At 59.2% G+C, this 16,986-nt stretch carries 14 protein-coding genes; all 14 read left to right on the plus strand.

Annotated features, from left to right (window positions below; translation table 11 throughout):
• The 14 genes from xerD to ftsZ all read left to right on the plus strand — a co-directional run bounded on the left by xerD (position 1) and on the right by ftsZ (position 16,899).
• Entirely contained in the window at positions 1-942 is a 942-nt protein-coding gene (xerD, locus tag ACQRCA_RS04945) for a site-specific tyrosine recombinase XerD (protein ID WP_427719174.1), read from the plus strand.
• Between the two features lie 463 nt (positions 943-1,405).
• The gene (locus tag ACQRCA_RS04950; RefSeq protein ID WP_035137949.1) at positions 1,406-1,840 is read left to right on the plus strand and encodes a division/cell wall cluster transcriptional repressor MraZ; all 435 of its coding nucleotides are present in this window, start codon (positions 1,406-1,408) and stop codon (positions 1,838-1,840) included.
• A gap of 20 nt (positions 1,841-1,860) precedes the next feature.
• Positions 1,861-2,826, plus strand: a complete 966-nt coding sequence (gene rsmH / locus ACQRCA_RS04955; protein ID WP_154515233.1) for a 16S rRNA (cytosine(1402)-N(4))-methyltransferase RsmH — start codon at positions 1,861-1,863, stop codon at positions 2,824-2,826.
• A gap of 90 nt (positions 2,827-2,916) precedes the next feature.
• Positions 2,917-3,387, plus strand: a complete 471-nt coding sequence (locus ACQRCA_RS04960) for a hypothetical protein (RefSeq protein ID WP_427719178.1) — start codon at positions 2,917-2,919, stop codon at positions 3,385-3,387.
• A gap of 239 nt (positions 3,388-3,626) precedes the next feature.
• Positions 3,627-5,270: a peptidoglycan D,D-transpeptidase FtsI family protein gene (locus tag ACQRCA_RS04965; RefSeq protein WP_427719181.1), complete on the plus strand. Its 1,644-nt coding sequence runs from the start codon at positions 3,627-3,629 to the stop codon at positions 5,268-5,270.
• A 124-nt stretch (positions 5,271-5,394) separates the two neighbouring features.
• Complete coding sequence (locus ACQRCA_RS04970) at positions 5,395-6,819, plus strand: UDP-N-acetylmuramoyl-tripeptide--D-alanyl-D-alanine ligase (RefSeq protein ID WP_427719184.1); 1,425 nt, start codon at positions 5,395-5,397, stop codon at positions 6,817-6,819.
• 3 nt (positions 6,820-6,822) lie between these two features.
• Positions 6,823-7,842, plus strand: a complete 1,020-nt coding sequence (mraY, locus tag ACQRCA_RS04975; protein WP_154515238.1) for a phospho-N-acetylmuramoyl-pentapeptide-transferase — start codon at positions 6,823-6,825, stop codon at positions 7,840-7,842.
• Positions 7,843-7,851: 9 nt separating this feature from the next.
• Entirely contained in the window at positions 7,852-9,258 is a 1,407-nt protein-coding gene (gene murD / locus ACQRCA_RS04980; protein ID WP_427719187.1) for a UDP-N-acetylmuramoyl-L-alanine--D-glutamate ligase, read from the plus strand.
• A gap of 36 nt (positions 9,259-9,294) precedes the next feature.
• Positions 9,295-10,788 carry a putative lipid II flippase FtsW gene (gene ftsW / locus ACQRCA_RS04985; RefSeq protein ID WP_427719189.1) on the plus strand — a complete coding sequence of 498 codons (1,494 nt, stop codon included), beginning with the start codon at positions 9,295-9,297 and terminating at the stop codon, positions 10,786-10,788.
• On the plus strand, positions 10,778-11,893 hold the full coding sequence (gene murG / locus ACQRCA_RS04990; RefSeq protein ID WP_427719191.1) for an undecaprenyldiphospho-muramoylpentapeptide beta-N-acetylglucosaminyltransferase: 1,116 nt from the start codon (positions 10,778-10,780) through the stop codon (positions 11,891-11,893). The genes ftsW and murG overlap by 11 nt, the downstream gene beginning before the upstream one ends.
• Positions 11,894-11,989: 96 nt before the next feature.
• A complete protein-coding gene (gene murC, locus ACQRCA_RS04995) occupies positions 11,990-13,408 on the plus strand; it encodes a UDP-N-acetylmuramate--L-alanine ligase (RefSeq protein WP_427719194.1) in 1,419 nt (472 codons plus the stop codon).
• A gap of 5 nt (positions 13,409-13,413) precedes the next feature.
• On the plus strand, positions 13,414-14,325 hold the full coding sequence (gene murB, locus ACQRCA_RS05000) for a UDP-N-acetylmuramate dehydrogenase (protein ID WP_154515248.1): 912 nt from the start codon (positions 13,414-13,416) through the stop codon (positions 14,323-14,325).
• A 205-nt stretch (positions 14,326-14,530) separates the two neighbouring features.
• Entirely contained in the window at positions 14,531-15,547 is a 1,017-nt protein-coding gene (locus ACQRCA_RS05005; protein ID WP_427719196.1) for a cell division protein FtsQ/DivIB, read from the plus strand.
• Between the two features lie 200 nt (positions 15,548-15,747).
• Positions 15,748-16,899, plus strand: coding sequence for a cell division protein FtsZ (gene ftsZ, locus ACQRCA_RS05010; RefSeq protein WP_427719199.1), 1,152 nt, complete (start codon positions 15,748-15,750; stop codon positions 16,897-16,899).
• Positions 16,900-16,986: the final 87 nt, after the last annotated feature.

The raw sequence follows: 16,986 nt of genomic DNA on the forward strand, positions 1-16,986 counted from the left end.
GTGCCAGCGAACGAAAGACATACCGAAGATACTCCCTCGTTGCTCGATACGGTGACGGGGGAGTATCTTGATTACCTTGCGGTCGAGCGAGGCTTGGCGCGCAATACGATCGCGGCATATCGTCGTGACTTGACGACTTACTGTTCCTACCTGGAGCGGGCCGGTGTTGAGTCCTTTGAAGGCGTGAACCGTCAGGTAATAGAGGGTTTTGTCGGTGATCGGCGCGACGGGGGCTACTCCGATGCCTCGGTGGAGCGTGCAGTTGCGGCCGTGAAAGGTTTGCATGCCTTTTTGGTTCGCGATGGAATCGTCGCCCAAAACCCGACGGCTGCACTGCGCCTGCCCAAAAAGGCGGAGCGCCTTCCGGAGTGTCTCTCGGTAGGGGATGTCTCGGCGCTCCTCGACCAAGATTTCCCGGAAGGGGAGATGGGTTTGCGGGACCATGCCATTTTGGAAGTGCTCTATGGATGTGGCCTGCGCGTGAGCGAGTTGGTGGGGCTCGATGTAGGCGACGTTCATTTTGACGACGGCTTTGTGCTGGTGCGCGGCAAGGGCTCGAAGGAGCGGCTTGCCCCACTCGTGGGAAGTGCCGCACGGGCTATGGCTCAATATATTGCTGATGGGCGTCGCCGCCTGGCCGCTCATGCCCGCGGGTCAAAGACACCGGCAGTCTTTTTAAATAAGAACGGTGGTCGCCTGTCGCGTCAGAGTGTTCATGTCATATGCGAGCGATACGGGCGTCAGGTGGGACTGGTGGGGCTTCATCCTCATACCTTGCGTCACTCCTTTGCGACCCATATGCTTGCGGGCGGTGCCGACCTGCGCGTGCTACAGGAGATTTTGGGACATGCCGACATTTCGACCACACAGGTCTACACGCATGTCGACCGCACGCAGCTGACCGAGGTCTACCTGGCGGCTCATCCGTTGGCGCATCGCTAGCGACTCTTTGACCTGCATATTTACAACTAATGGGGGACGGACCCCAGGTTGTCGTGACGCGGTTTTGTGCGCGTATCGGCAATCTGGGGTCCGCCCCATCTTTTGTCTTGCGCCGATGCGCCGGTGGGTCGCGCGTGACGTTGGCGGGGAAGTTTGGGGGGCGATGTGAACGGCGCGTAAAGGGACACAAAATTCGCCTCAAGGTCAACTTGAAGGTTGAGGTTGAAAGCCGGGCTGCTACAGATGGCATCCCGGCTTTGCTGTAAACACAACATATTGTGTTTTCGAACATATGAACGAGGGTGTTTTACAGCATATAGAGGGTGGAGTGGTGGGGTGTTGTGGGGGAAGGTGTGGGGAAAGATGTTGAAAAATGGGGCAGTTCCCCATATTATTAATGACGTCGACAGGCGGGGTGGTTCCCCGCGTACGTGCCATCTGAGTAACCGAGGGGAGGGCGCACATGGGAATGACGGGTGCATACGAGCGCAATCTCGATGCAAAAGGTCGTCTGTCCCTGCCTGCACCCCTTCGCGAGGAGCTTGGAGAGCATGTTCGCGTGTTCAAAGCCCTGGATGTCGATGCTCTGTACGTGTTCTCTGCCGAGGCCTTCGATAAGTGGGTCGAAGGACTCTTCGCGGGTCGTGAGGGCCACGAGGGTTTTAACCCGCGTGACATCAACGACCAGAAACTCATGAGGGCGATCAACAAGCGCACCACCTCGATGGATGTGGACAGCGCCGGTCGTATCGGTCTTTCTGAGTCTCTCCGCAAGCAGGCGAACCTCGACCGCGAGGTCACGGTTGTGGGCAACTACGACCACCTCGAGGTTTGGGACCGTGCTACGGCCGATGAGGACGATGACGATGAGGCTCTGCTGGACCTCTTCTTCTCGTAAGGGCAAGGCATGAGTAACGGATGGAGCGTGGGATCTTGACACAAGAATATCGGCATGAACCTGTCATGCTCGGCGAAGTGCTTGAGTCGCTGCAGCTAAAGAGCGGATCTGTCGTCTGCGATTGCACCCTTGGCGGTGCCGGTCATTCGGTAAAGATGGCCGCGCAGGTGGGGGAGACGGGTCTTTTGCTTGGCGTCGATCAGGACGACATGGCCCTCGAGGCCGCTGGTGCCCGTCTGGACCGCGAGGTCCCCGGCGTCCCGCATCAGCTGCTGAAGGGCAACTTTGGCGACTTGGACGAGCTGCTTTGCTCGGCCGAGGTGCCCGGGGTCGATGGCTTCCTGTTCGACTTGGGCGTTTCGTCACCGCAACTCGATATCCCTGGCAGGGGCTTTTCGTATAACGAAGATGCCCCATTGGACATGCGGATGGATCCGGGTAACAACACCCTAAACGCAGCTGAGGTCATCAACACCTATAACGAACACGACCTCGCCCGGATTCTACGCGTCTATGGTGAAGAGAAGTTCGCCTCACAGATCGCACGCGAGATCGTGCGTCGACGCGAGTCCGAACCGATTGAAACCACCGGTCAGTTTGTCGAGATCATCAAGGCTGGCATTCCGGCTGCCGCTCGTCGGCATGGCGGACACCCGGCCAAGAAAAGTTTCCAGGCCATTCGCATCGAGGTCAATCATGAACTCGATGTGCTCGAGAGAGGACTTGACGCCGCCACCAGGTGGCTCAACCCGGGCGGACGCATCTGCGTCATCTCGTATCACTCGCTCGAGGACCGTATCGTAAAGAACCACTTTAAGGAGATGAGCCAGGGGTGCACGTGTCCGCCGGAGATTCCGGTGTGCGTGTGCGGCAACGTGCCGATACTCAAGGTCATCACCCGCAAACCCTTGGTTGCCCAACCCGATGAGGTCGCGCGCAACCCTCGGGCGAGATCAGCCAAAATCCGCGTGGCGGAGCGCTTGTAGCGTTGCGCGCGCGATATTGGACCTCCCGCTCGCACCATAAACGAAGCTTAAACACACTACCAACGTACTCGGGATGGGAGGCGGCATATCATGGGCTACAACACCTCAAACGCAGCACTCGCCTATGATATGAACGCCATGCCCGCCTACCGCGAGGCACCGCAGGCGCCCGCTGCTCCTCGTGAGCAGCGCACACCGCGCTTTGATGTCTACACGGGCGCGGGCCGTCAGGCAAACCAGGCGGTAAGCCCGGTTTTCATGAGCGTTCTTAAAACGTTTTGCATCATTGCGGCTATCTTCATGACGATTGGCGTCGCCCGCGTGGCGCTTGCAAGCGTTACGGCCCAGGTGCTCAACAGCAACGCCGAGCTTACCAACACGCTCGAGAAGGCGACCGATGAGAGCTCTGACCTTGAGGTCATGCACTCTGTTTATGGTGCCGATACGCGCATTCGCGATCTTGCGGGCGCTTATGGCATGGTGGAGCCCAGCGAGAGCGTTACACTTGATTTTTCGCAGGATGCAGCCGCGGGCGCTAGCTCGGCTGCGGCTGTCCAGTAATAAGACGGTAGCTGAGTATGACAAATGATTATCGCCGCGGTCCAGACGGGAGTCGCGGGCAGGGACGTCCCTCTTCGCGGGGACGTTCTGGTTATCAAGGATCGGGTCGGTCATCTTACAACTTGGGGTCGAATCGTGGCAACGATCCAACGTCGCGCCTTCGCGGCTCGGATGACCCTCAAGTACGCAATAGCAGATCGAATAGACGATCTTCGACCGAATGGCTTACGGGGACGCCATTGCCTCGCCGTAATGCCGTCATGGGTTGTATCGGTTTGGGCCTGGCTGCGGGCGCCATTCGCCTTGCCGACTACCAGATCGTAAATGCCGATGAGTTGCGCGGGCGCGCCGATGCTCGACGCCTGCTTGCGGAGACGCTTTACGCCAAACGCGGCACGATCTACGACCGAAACGGCAACGTGCTGACGTCGTCGGTCGAGTGCAGCAATGTCGCCGTGAATCCACAGCTGATCGAGGATGTCGATAAAACGGTATCGGCCTTGGTTAAGGCGACTGGAATCGATAAGAAGACTTGCCGCAAGCTGGTTCAGTCCGATGGCACTTGGGTGTATATCAAGCGCCAGGTGGACGAGGACGATGCCGCGGCATTGAAGAAGAAAAATCTGCCCGGCGTGCTCTTTGAGCAGGCGATGAAGCGGGTGTATCCATACGGCAATCTGGCTTCGCAGGTTCTAGGCGTGGTGAACGTTGACAACGTGGGCCTAACGGGCCTTGAAAAGCAATATGACAAATTGCTGACCGGAACAAACGGCACGCTGGTACGAGAGCGCGCGAGGGACGATAGCTATATTGCGGGTGGCGCCTATAAAAAAGTCGCCGCCATCGATGGCGTTGACATCGTGACGACGCTGGATGTCAATATCCAGCGTGCAGCAGAGGACGCTCTGGCGGAGGCGGTCGAGAAGACCAAAGCCAAGAACGGTTCGGCTTTGGTGACAGACCCTACTACCGGCGAGATTCTGGCCGCCTGTTCGTATCCGACCTACGACCCGACCAATTTGGAGAACGCCAAGACCGAGGATATGAACTTGCGCTTGGTTACCGATGCGTATGAACCCGGTTCGGTCTTTAAGACGCTCGTTGCAGGTGCGGGTTTCGACTTGGGCGTCGTGCGCTCGAGTACGTCGTTTGAGGTGCCGGCGAGCATTAAGGTCGGCGACGATACCGTCACCGATGCCGATAAGCGTGACTACGCCATGACCATGGATGTGCGCGAGATGATGCGCCGCTCATCCAATGTTGGCTTTGTATTGGTCGGGCATAAGATCGGCGCGGACGATTTTGCCGCGTACGTGGACAAATGGGGCGTTGGACACAGTTCGGGCATCGATTTTCCCGGCGAGAGCCTTGGCATTGTCAAGGAGCGTGACCAGTATGACGGTGCCACGTTGGGCTCGATGAGTTTTGGCCAAGCGCTGTCTGTCTCGCCGATCGAGATTGCGCGCGCCGTGGGTGGCATTGCCAACGACGGCGTGATGATGACGCCGCACTTTTATAAATCCAGCAAAGGCGAGGAGAAGGACTGGGGCGAGGGCGAGCAGGCGATTTCTGAGGACGCCGCCGCCCAGGTGATATCGTGCATGCAGACGGTCGTTTCCGAGGGCACGGGTGTCGGGGGCGCCGTCGACGGTTACGACGTGGCGGGTAAGACCGGTACGGCCGAGCGCGCCGATGAAAAAGGCGGCTACCTCAAAGCGAGCTATATGTCGTCCTTTATGGGGTTTGCCCCGGCGCAAGCACCCAAGGTTTTGTGCTATATCACGCTCGACGGAACGCCGAGCGGTTCGGATGCTGCCGCCGTGCCGTTCCAGGTCATTATGGCTAACGCGCTCGATGTGTTGGGTATCCCACGCACCAAGTAGGGGGTTACAATCCTGGAAAGGGCTGTCGATTAATCTGGAGGGTGTTCACATGCCCTGCACCACGCATGCGCGGCGCTGGGATACAATACGCCGATAGCATTATTAGGTTTACAGGGGAGCTGCAATGATAGAGATCGCCGTCAACAACCTCGCGGCCGCAACAGGGGCCCGGACCGTGACGGGAGAAGCCGATCGGGTATGCCGTGGGTGCGTTATCGACTCGCGCCAGGTTGAGGAAGGCACGATTTTTGTTGCCTTTCCGGGTGAAAAAGTCGACGGCAACGATTTTGCTTCCCGCGCCATCGAATCGGGCGCCGGCGCTGTTGTGATGACGCGCGAGCCCAACGCCGAGCTTGTATCGCTGGCTCAGCGTAAGGGCTGCGCCATCCTACACACCGATGATCCCGAGGAATTTTTGCTGCGCCTGGCACATGCCTATCGCACGCAGCTTGGCTGCCTCGTGGTTGGCATTACCGGCTCTATCGGTAAGACGACGACCAAGGATGTCCTTGCGGCAGTGCTTGCCAAGCGCTATCGCGTTTGGGCCACCAAGGGTAATTTCAACAATCTGATCGGTATGCCGCTCACGGTTTTGGCCGCTCCTGCCGACACCGAGGTGCTGGTTCTCGAGATGGGTATGAACCATTTTCACGAGATAGAGCGCCTTTCTCGGTCCGCCAATCCCAACCTTGCCATCGTGACCAAGATCGGCACCTCTCATATTGGAATCCTGGGCAGTCGCGAGAATATCGCCCGCGCTAAGTCCGAGATTGTTGGGGGCATGTGTGCCGCCGACGACCTTCTCCCGTTGCTGGTTTTGGGCGGCGAAGACGACTTCACCCCGTTCATTCGTGAGACGTTTGCCGAGCCCGCGGGTATCGACGTGATGCTGGCGGGTGTTTCGGATGTTGATGAGGTTTGCGCCCGCGGCATTCACATTGATGACGAGGGCCGCCCGGTCTTTACGCTTGACTTTGGCATGGGTGAGTCCGTTGACACCATGCTCGCCATTCCCGGCGTCCAGTCCGTTCCCAATGCCGTTAAGGCCGCCGCAGTTGCCTATCGTTTGGGTGTGACCCCCGAGCAGATCGATGCTGCCTTTAGGGGTATCGCGATTACCGGTCATCGTCAGGAGATCAAACACGCCAAGAGCGGTGCCCGCATTATCGACGACTCGTATAACGCCAGCGCCGAATCCATGGCTGCTGGCCTTGACCTGCTGTGCTCGCTTTCGTGTTCCGGCTCTCGAATGGCGATTCTGGGCGAGATGGGCGAAATGGGCGACGAGGCCCCCCGCATGCATGAGCTGGTGGGCGCCTATGCCGCGGCTAAGAAGCTCGATATGCTGGCGTGCGTGGGCGGTGAGCTGGCCGCTCGTATGGCCGAAGCCGCGCGCATGATGGGCATGGACGAGGACCGCATCCAGGTGTTCTCCGATTATCAGCAGGTGCTCGACCGTATGGCCGGCGCACTTGAGAAACATGACGTTGTGCTGGTCAAGGGCTCTCGCTTTGTCGAGCTCGACCGCTTTGTGGAAGGTGTGTGCTAGCCCATGTTCGGGAACCCCGCGTATCCTACATACCAGGCCTTTTTGGGACTTGGCATCGCCGCCGCCATTGCGCTGCTGCTCATGCCGTGGTGGATCAAGCTTCTTAAGGTCGAGGGTATCGGCCAGCAGGTCCGCGCCGATGGACCCAAACGCCACCTGATTAAGCAGGGCACGCCCACCATGGGCGGCGTTGTCATTCTCGTAGCCGTTTCGCTGACGTGCCTTTTGATGGGCAAGCTCACCACCGAGCTTGTGCTCGTGCTGCTTGCCACGCTTGCAACCGGCGTTCTGGGCCTTATCGACGATTTGACCTCTGTCACGCACGGTCGTTCGCTCGGCCTGACGCCCCACGCCAAGATGATCGGTCTCACCATCATCTGCGTCACGTTTACCGTGCTTGCCGTCAGCTGGTGCGGCGTTGCCCCCGAGATTCGTTTTCCCGGCGGTCTGACGATTGACCTCGGTATCTTCTCGACCACCATTGGTGGCCTTACCTTTCCGTGGCTCTACATCGTCTTTTGCTGGCTGATGATCGCCGGTCTTTCTAATGCCGTGAACCTGACCGATGGCCTGGACGGCCTTGCCGGTGGCACCTCTATGATTGCCATGCTTGCCATGGCTGCCATGGCGTTTTTGCACGGTGACGTAAACCTGTCTATCTTCTGTACCGCATGTGCTGGTGCTTGCCTGGGCTTCCTTTGGTTCAACTGCTATCCGGCGAGTATCTTTATGGGTGATACCGGCTCTCTTGCCTTGGGTGCGGCCTTTGCCTGCACGTCCATTATGACCAACACCGAGGTCGTCTCGCTCATCATCGGCGGCCTGTTTATCGTCGAGACCCTGTCGGTCATGATTCAGGTCGTCTACTTCCACTTTACGCATAAGCGCGTCTTCCTTATGGCGCCCATTCATCATCATTTCGAGAAGAAGGGATGGGCCGAGACTAAGGTCGTCATCCGTTTTTGGATTGTCGCTGCCGCTTTTGGCGCTCTGGGCCTTGCCCTGTTTTTCCAGTTGGGATAGTGGTTTTTCATGCCTCTTGCAGATTTCTTTAGCCTGCTCGTCTTGGGCCAGGGTAAGTCCGGTCTTGATGTCGCTCGCTGGGCGCTTGCGCACCCCGAGCGCGTGAGTACCGTTACCGTGTACGGTGGCGGCACGTCCGAGCCCAATGATGCCACGCGCTCGCTCGAGGCGCGCGGGGTATCGTTTGTCTACGGAACCGAGCAGGTCGAGGGCGCGTTTGATGTATGCGTGACGTGTCCGGGCATCTCGGAGTTCTCGTCATTCTTTAAGGCTGGCCGCGATCACGCTGTCCAGATCATGGGTGAGCCCGAGTTTGCCTACCGCCTGTCTCCCCAAAATTGGATCGCCATTACGGGCACCAATGGCAAGACGACCACCACGTCGCTGACCGACTACCTGCTTAAGGCAGCGGGCGAGGCGAGCGTTGCTGTCGGTAATATCGGTGAGCCTCCGGTGAACGAAATCGACGACCGCGCGCATAACGAGTGGTTTGTAGCTGAGCTTTCGAGCTATCAGATCGCAACGACCCAGGAGCTTCACCCCCGCGTGGCGGTGCTGCTCAACATTACCCCCGACCATCTGGGCTGGCACAAGAGCCATAAGAACTATGCGCTCGCCAAGATTAAGCTCTTCGAGAATATGGTCGATGATGACCTTGTGGTTATCGACGTCGAGGATGCCGGTATCCATGAATTCGATGAGTATGTCTACACGCCGGGTCGTCGCATCTGCAAGGTCGCCTTTGACGAGCCTGCGGGCGAGGACGCCGCATTTGTGCGCGATGGCAAGATGGTCATTCGCCTGAAGGGCGTCGAGACCCCGCTCATCGCCACGTCCGAGCTCAAAATCTCCGGACATCACAATGTCATCAATGCCCTGTGCGCTGCCACGGCTGCCCTGGCCGTCGGTGCCGATGTCGACGGTGTGTGTCGCGGCCTGGCCTCATTCCAGCCGCTGGAGCACCGCGTTGAGCCCTGTGGCGAGATCGATGGCGTGCGCTACGTCAACGATTCCAAGGCAACGAACACCGATGCGGTCGAAAAGGCCCTGACGGCGTTTCCCGACGACGACGTGATCTTGCTGCTCGGTGGTCACGACAAGGGCACGCCACTCGAGTCCTTCGCCCGCGTTGTCATGGACAACGTGCGATCGGTCGTCTGCTTTGGCGATGCGCGCGAGCGCTTTACCGCCGCTATGGACGAGGCCGATGTCGATGGTGACGTTGATATCGCTCAAGCTGACGACCTGCGCGACGCCGTCGACGTTGCCCGTTCGCTGTCGAGCCGAGGCGACGTGATCCTGCTTTCTCCCGCCTGTTCTTCGTTCGATGAGTTCTCGGGCTACGAGGAGCGCGGCCGCGTGTTTAAGGACTACGTGGCCCAGCTTGCCGCCGCAGCGAAATCGCAAATGGAATAGGGGCCGCCGGTGAGAGAGGAGAGCCCCCGACAAGGTATGAGGAGGCCCGACTCGGACCGTGCTTCCTCGCAGCGCAGTACGCCGCGTTCCGGTCGCGGCGGGCAGACGCTCAGCGAACGCTATATTGCCGGCGTCCCCGCCCGCATCATGCGCCCTCGTTTGATATTCATGGCGTGCCTGTTTACTTTAGTGTGCTTTGGTCTGCTGATGGTGTACTCGGCGTCATCGGTCGAGGCATTGCACGAGAACGGCTCGGCGACGTTTTTCCTGGTTCGACAGGCTACCTTTGCCGGGGTTGGCGTGCTTGCCATGGTTGCGATCGTTCGCGTCTTGCCGGACAGCTGGTTTGGGGAAGATGTACTTAGGATCTTCCTTATCGGCATGATTCTCTTGCTGTTTGCGGTATTTCTTGTCGGCAGTGGCAGCCGTGGCGCCACGCGCTGGCTCAACATCGCCGGTATTCAGTTCCAGCCGTCTGAGTTTTTAAAGCCGTTTGCCATCGCGTATTCGGCCATCATACTCGACCGTTTCTTTTCGCCCGGTGGCAACATCAACGAGTTCCTTCGCAAGATGGTCGTCTACTTGGGCATTTCGCTCTTTTTGATCTTTATCCAGCCCGATTATGGCACCGTCTTGATCATCTCGCTGACCCTCATGTGTATGGCGTTATTTGCGGGCCTAGACCCCAAGTTTATCATCGGCGTGATCATTCTCGTCATTGTCGTGAGTGTGTTTGCGCTTGTTGCAGAGCCGTACCGCATGGTGCGTGTTCAGGTTGCCCTGAACCCTTGGGCCGACGAGTATGGCGATGGCTATCAGGCAACGCTTGCCATCATGGCGTTTGCTTCGGGCGGCTTGTTCGGCCGTGGCATCGGTAACTCCACCATGAAGTACTCGTATTTGCCCGAGGCACACAACGACTATATTCTGGCCATTATCGGCGAGGAGGTCGGTTTTGTCGGGACCGTGCTGCTCTTCTTGGTCTTTGCGATGCTGATTTACTCAGCGTTTCGCATTGCCGAGCAGGCTGCGGACCGTCGCGGAGCGCTCATGGCATCGGGTTCCGCAGTCATTCTCGCGGTGCAGTTTTTGATCAATGCGCTGGGCATCCTCAACGTGTTTCCCATGACGGGTAAGCCGCTGCCATTTATCAGCTACGGCGGTTCGTCGATTATCGTATCGCTTATGCTTGCGGGGCTGATCTTGCGCGTCTCGCACGAGAGCGCCCGTCGTGATGAGTACGACCGTCGCCGCGAGAGCTTTGCCGTTATGGACGAGAGTGCCGCCGGCGTGCCCCATGTGCGCGGCGATCGCCCTTCGCGCAACGGTTTTACCGTCTTGGATGGCTCTGCGTCCGAGCCGGCGGCTCGTCCGCGCCCGCGAACGGCTCCGCAGGGGCGTCCCCAACGCCCGAACCCCCGAAGCTCGGGCGGCGGATATAATCGAATCAATTTGAATTCGGACCCATCGGCGCGTCTGCGCACCGACGATCAGGGACCGCGCGTACGAAGGGATTTTCATGACCGATAAGATGACCGTTGCTATCGCAGCCGGCGGCACGGCGGGACATATCAACCCTGCGCTTGCCTTGGCTGAGGAGTTGCGCGACCGCGGACATCATGTTGTGTTCGTGGGCCAGTCGCACAAGCTCGAGGGTCGTTTGGTTCCCGAGGCCGGGTTCGATTTTGTACCTATCACGGTCACGGGCTTCGACCGTTCCCGTCCTTGGACCGCGTTGAGCTCGCTGTGGCGCGTCAATAAGGCCAAGCGCTCGCTCGCCAGCCATTTCTCAAAGGTTGGCAAGCCCGATGCTGCCATCGGTTTTGGTGCCTACGTCGAGGTCCCGCTGCTGGGCTGGTGCAAGGATGCGGGCGTTCCGTATCTGCTGCACGAGCAGAACTCTGTTCCGGGCCTGGCCAATAAGATGATGAGTTCCCATGCCGCCCGCGTGTGTATCTCGGTGCCGGCTGCGCGCTCTGTCTTTGAGCGCGAGGGCGACCCCGAGCATGTGCTCATGACCGGTAATCCGGTGCGCCGCTCGGTCATTGAGGGCGATCGCGCCCGCGGCCGCGAGGCACTTGGCGTGCCCGAGGATGCGACGCTTCTGCTCGTCTTTGGTGGTTCGCTCGGTGCCCAGCATCTCAACGAGCGCGTAGCCTCGCTCAAGAGTGAGCTGCTGACCCGCGAGAATCTCTACATTTTGCATTCGACGGGAGCCGACGGCTTTGAGGACACCGAGCGTGCTTTGGCGCTGACGTCCGATGAGACGAAGCGCTATCGCGTCCAGCCCTACATTGACAACATGGGCGACATGCTAGCTGCAGCTGACCTGGTGCTCTCGCGCTCCGGCGCCTCGAGCGTGGCCGAGATTGCCGCCCTCGCCGTGCCTTCGGTGCTCGTGCCGTATCCGCATGCCACGGCCGACCACCAGACGACCAATGCGCGTTATCTGGTCGATGCCGGTGCCGGCGTGCTTTGTGCCGATGCCGATATCGATGCTCCGGCGTTTGCCGAGGAGCTGCTGCATCTGGTCGATGACGCCGCAGCGCGCGATGCCATGCGTCAGGCGGCGCGCGGGTTGGCTCAGGACCGCGCCGCCGCACTTTTGGCCGATGCGGTAGAGGGTTTGCGTTAGTTAGACGGGATATCGAGCTTGCGCTCGCGCGGATGCGGTAGGTGCGGTACAGTTAACGGGTTACAGGCAGTGTTTACGCAAGGAGTACACGAGCACATGGCTGATTCCCAGACTGCAACCTCCGCGCCCGAGTTCAAGAGCGCCCACTTTATCGGTATCGGTGGCGCCGGCATGAGCGGCATCGCTCTCGTTTTGCACGAGCGCGGCTATGCCGTTACCGGTTCCGACCTTAAGACCTCGCGCTACATTCGTCAGCTTACCCGTGCTGGCGTGAAGGTTCATGTGGGCCACGAGGCCGCCACGATCGATGAGGTCAAGCCCGACGTGGTCGTGGTCTCTACCGCTATTCCCGAGTCCAACCCCGAGCTTGTGCGTGCTCGCGAGCTCGGTATTCCTGTGTGGCCCCGCGCCAAGATGCTCTCGGCTCTGGGCCACGGCTACACCACCATCGCTGTTGCCGGTACGCACGGCAAGACCACGACGTCCTCGATGTGTGCCACCATGCTCGACCGCATGGGTCTGGATCCCAGCTTTTTGATCGGCGGTATCGTCGAGGGTTACGATACCAACGGAAAGAACGGCTCGGGTGACTACTTTGTCGCCGAGGCCGATGAGTCCGACAGCTCGTTCCTGTTCCTGAACCCCAACGTGGTCATCGTGACCAACGTCGAGGCCGACCATCTCGACCACTACTCGGGCATCGAGGAGATCGAGGCCACCTTTGCCAAGTTTATGGGCCTGGTTGGAGAGAGCGGTACCGTCATCGTTTGCGGTGAGGACCCGCATCTGGTCGAACTCGCCAAGTCGACGGGTCGCCACGTGCTTTCCTATGGCTTTGCCGAAACCAACGACGTCGTCTGCGTGCATCCGGATGTCAAGGGCATTCAGAGCGACTTTACCGTTCGCTTTGAGGATGGGACCGAGCATGCTGTCGAGATCAAGAGCAACCCCGGTCGCCACAACATGCTCAACGCCACGGCAGTGCTAACCGTTGCCCATGTCCTGGGTCTCGACGTCGATGCCGCAGCCGAGGCGCTTTCGAGCTTTGAGGGCGTCCGCCGCCGCTTTACCCATGTGGGCGATATTGACGGCATCACCGTGGTCGATGACTACGGCCATCACCCCACCGAGATCAAGGCGACGCTTGCCGCCGCCTCGTCGCTGGGCTATAAGCATGTTGACGTCGTGTTCCAGCCGCACCGCTATTCGCGTTTGCAGGCGCTGTGCGATGATTTTGCCGATGCCTTCGCCAATGCCGATAAGCTGCTGCTCATCGATGTGTTCTCTGCCGGCGAGATGCCGATTCCGGGCGTAACCTCCAAGATGCTCGCTGATACTGTGCGCGCCAAGCACCCTGGCAAGGAGGTCGTGTACTGCTCCAGCCGTCTCGAGCTCAATCGTGAGCTCGAGAAGATGGTAGGTGAGGGCGATCTGCTGCTTACTATGGGCGCCGGCGACGTTACGACCGTTGGCCCTGAGTTCATCGAGTATCTGACTGCCAAGAAAGACGCTTAGCCCCTATGGGTCTGTTTAACGCCGTCATGGCGCTTTCGGGCATGATCGACACGGATGTAGTCGAGGATGAACGCCTTGCGCGTCATACGAGTTATCGTATCGGCGGCAAGGCCGACCTCTTCGTGACGTGCCATAGCTATCATGCCCTTCGTCGTGCCGTGGCAGTGCTCGACCGTGAGCAGGTGCCGTGGGTCATTATCGGCAAGGGATCTAATCTGCTCGTTGCCGATGCGGGCTATCGCGGCGCCGTCATTTCGCTGGGGCGTGAGTTTCAGCGCACCGTTGTTGCCGAGGACGGTTGCACGCTGACCGTTGGCGCGGGCGTTATGTTCGCACGTTTGGTCAACGATGCCCTGTCGCGCGGGCTTTCGGGCCTTGAGTTTGCGGTTGGCATCCCCGGCTCGGTCGGCGGCGCCGTATCTATGAACGCCGGTACGCGGACCGAGTGGATAGGTTCGCTTGTCGAGGATGTGGTCACGTTTGACCCGGCATCCGGCATTAAGCATTATGCGGGGTCCGAGATTGCCTGGGGCTATCGTGAGTGCAGCCTGCCGCGTAACGAGATTATTCTCGAGTGCGTGCTTAAGCTCAAGCCTGCGCCTAAGGCCGACATTCGCGAGCGTATGGAGCGGTACCTGACGAGGCGCAAACGCACGCAGCCCATGGGTCGCGCTTCTTGCGGGTCGGTCTTTCGCAATCCACCCGACGCGAGCGTTGGCAAGCTGATTGAGGATTGTGGATTAAAGGGTTTTTCGGTTGGCGGTGCGGAAGTTTCGCCCGTACACGCTAATTTTATCGTTAATAACGGTACCGCCTCGGCCGATGACGTGGCCGCGGTTATCAGGCATGTGCACGGAAAGGTGAGGGAGGCGTATGGCATCGAGCTCAGACCGGAAGTCAAATTCCTCGGCTTCTAGAGCATCGAAACCTACCTTCCGCCGCGCCGGAGGGCGTTCCGGCGCACCCGTCCAGCCTCAACGCAAGCCCCCTGTGTCCTCCAAGTCCGCTGGATCCGTACGGTCCGCCAAACGTCCGGTCGTCGGCTCGCAACTTGGTGGACGCCCTGCCGCAAAAAAGACGGTTCACCCGGCTCCGCGCCCCTCGGTGACGTCTAAGTCGGCGATGGGTGCCAAGCCCTCTCGGCCCATAGTGACGCCCAAGCCCTCGCTGGGGGCTAAAGCGACGCATCCCGGTCGTACGTTGGGCGCTGCCAAGCCGCGCTCGTTGACGTCGGTGCCCGCCACTAAGGCACCTGCGACCAATAAGGGTATCAATCCGCTGTCGTCGCTTGGCGCCATGGCGAGTAAGACGTCCGAGGCCGCCTCTGCCGTTAAGGGCAAGGGCAAAATCGTGGGCGGTATCTTGGCGGCTGTGGCCGTGCTTGCCGTCGTTGCCATCGTCGTTATCAATTCCGGCCTGTTTGCCGCTACCGATATTCAGATCGAGGGCAGCGAGCATGTGACCAAGCACGATGCCATGCAGCTGATCAGTCTGCCCGAGAACACATCGCTCTTCAACGTAAATCCCGACCAGATTACCGAAGATCTCAAGCAGAACCCGTGGGTTTCGGGCGTGGACGTTCAACGGCAGTTTCCCCACACGCTCGTCATTACGCCGACGGAGCGCAAGGTCACCGCGATCGCTTATATAAGTTCCGACGATCTTGCCTGGGCCATCGGCGACGATGACACCTGGATCGCACCGCTTTCGACCTCTGTGGAGGTGGACGACCAGGGAAATGTCGTCACTTCGGGTGAGGGAGCCAACACATTGAGCGGTATCGATGCTGCGTTGGCGCTGGCCAAGCACTACGGGGCCGTGCTGCTTACCGATGTCTCGGCTGATGTCGAGCCGGTCTCGGGGCGGGCTGTTTCTTCCAAGGCCGTTAAAGCGGGCCTGGATTACGTGCGTGGTTTTTCCGGCGAATTCTTGGCGCAGATCAAGGATATTTCTATACCTTCGGTCGAGGCCATCTCGGCGAATCTTGATAATGGCGTTGAGGTCTCGCTGGGCGATTCTGATGATATCGCCAAGAAGGAACGCGTCGTGACCAAGCTTCTGTCGCAGGTAGAGGGCGTAACCTACATCAACGTTCGGTCTCCCGGCAACTATACGTTTAGAAACGCACCGACCGCTTAGCGTCGGTGCGTGGCTTTGTTGAGGGGCCATACCACGCCGTTTATCTGGTTTGTTTGGTTTTCACGGTCAATTATTTGACTGATACGTTCATAATGTGCAAACATAATACGGTTTACCTTTGCATTTACTTTCAACCTGAAGGTTAATGTGCGCAGGGGTCAACCCATGCTATGGCTATAACCTTTGTTCGGAGGACCGACATGCACGAGACAGAGATCAACAACTACCTTGCCGTCATTAAGGTGGTCGGCGTCGGCGGCGGCGGTACCAACGCGGTCAATCGAATGATCGAAGAGGGCATTCGTGGCGTCGAGTTTGTTGCCATCAACACCGATGCTCAGGCGCTCGCGATCTCTGATGCCGATATCAAGGTCCACATCGGTACCGACCTTACCCGCGGCCTGGGCGCTGGCGCCAACCCCGAGGTTGGTCGCAAGGCTGCCGATGAGTCCCGCGATGACATTGCCGAGGCGCTCGCTGGCGCCGACATGGTGTTCATCACCTGCGGTGAGGGCGGTGGCACCGGCACCGGCGCCGCTCCCATCGTTGCCGATATCGCGATGAACGAGGTCGGTGCGCTGACCGTCGCCGTCGTGACCAAGCCCTTCACCTTCGAGGGCCGCAAGCGTAAGAAGAGCGCCGAAGAGGGCATTAAGACCCTTTCCGATTGCGTCGACACCATGATCGTTATCCCTAACGACAAGCTGCTCGACATCGCCGAGAAGAAGACCACCATGCTCGAGGCCTTCGCGATTGCCGATGGCGTCCTTTCCCAGGGCACCCAGGGCATCACCGACCTCATCACCGTCCCGGGCATCATCAACCTGGACTTCGCTGATGTTAAGACCATCATGAAGCAGGCCGGCACCGCCATGATGGGTATCGGTACTTCTTCTGGGGACACCCGTGCCGTCGACGCCGCCCAGCAGGCTATTTCCAGCCCGCTGCTCGAGAGCTCTATCGATGGTGCTACGCGCGTCCTACTCTCCATCGCCGGCTCCAAGGATCTGGGCATCCAGGAGATCAGCGACGCTGCCGACGTTGTCGCCAACGCCGTCGATCCCGAGGCCAACATCATCTTTGGTACCGTTGTCGACGAGTCCCTGGGCGATCAGGTGCGCATCACCGTTATCGCTACGGGCTTCTCCGACTCTAATGTCAACCGTCAGGACGAGCTCTTCGCTGCCCAGCAGTCCCAGAGCAAGGCTTCCGTTGTCGAGCCTCAGCGTACCGCTCCCGCTGCAAGCTCGGCTCAGTCTGCCCCGACCCGCAATGTCGGCGGTACGGAGCTTCCCAATTTTGGTAACGACCAGTTTGAGCTTCCCGACTTCCTTAAGCGTGGTAGCTTCTAGTTCGTTTTTCTCATCGACCTGCACGGGGTGTATCCATTTGGATGCACCCCGTTTTGTTTCTCGTTTGTAAACGAAAGTCTCCAATCT

Source organism: Collinsella sp. SGI.095 (assembly GCF_050314535.1).
Lineage (GTDB): Bacteria > Actinomycetota > Coriobacteriia > Coriobacteriales > Coriobacteriaceae > Collinsella.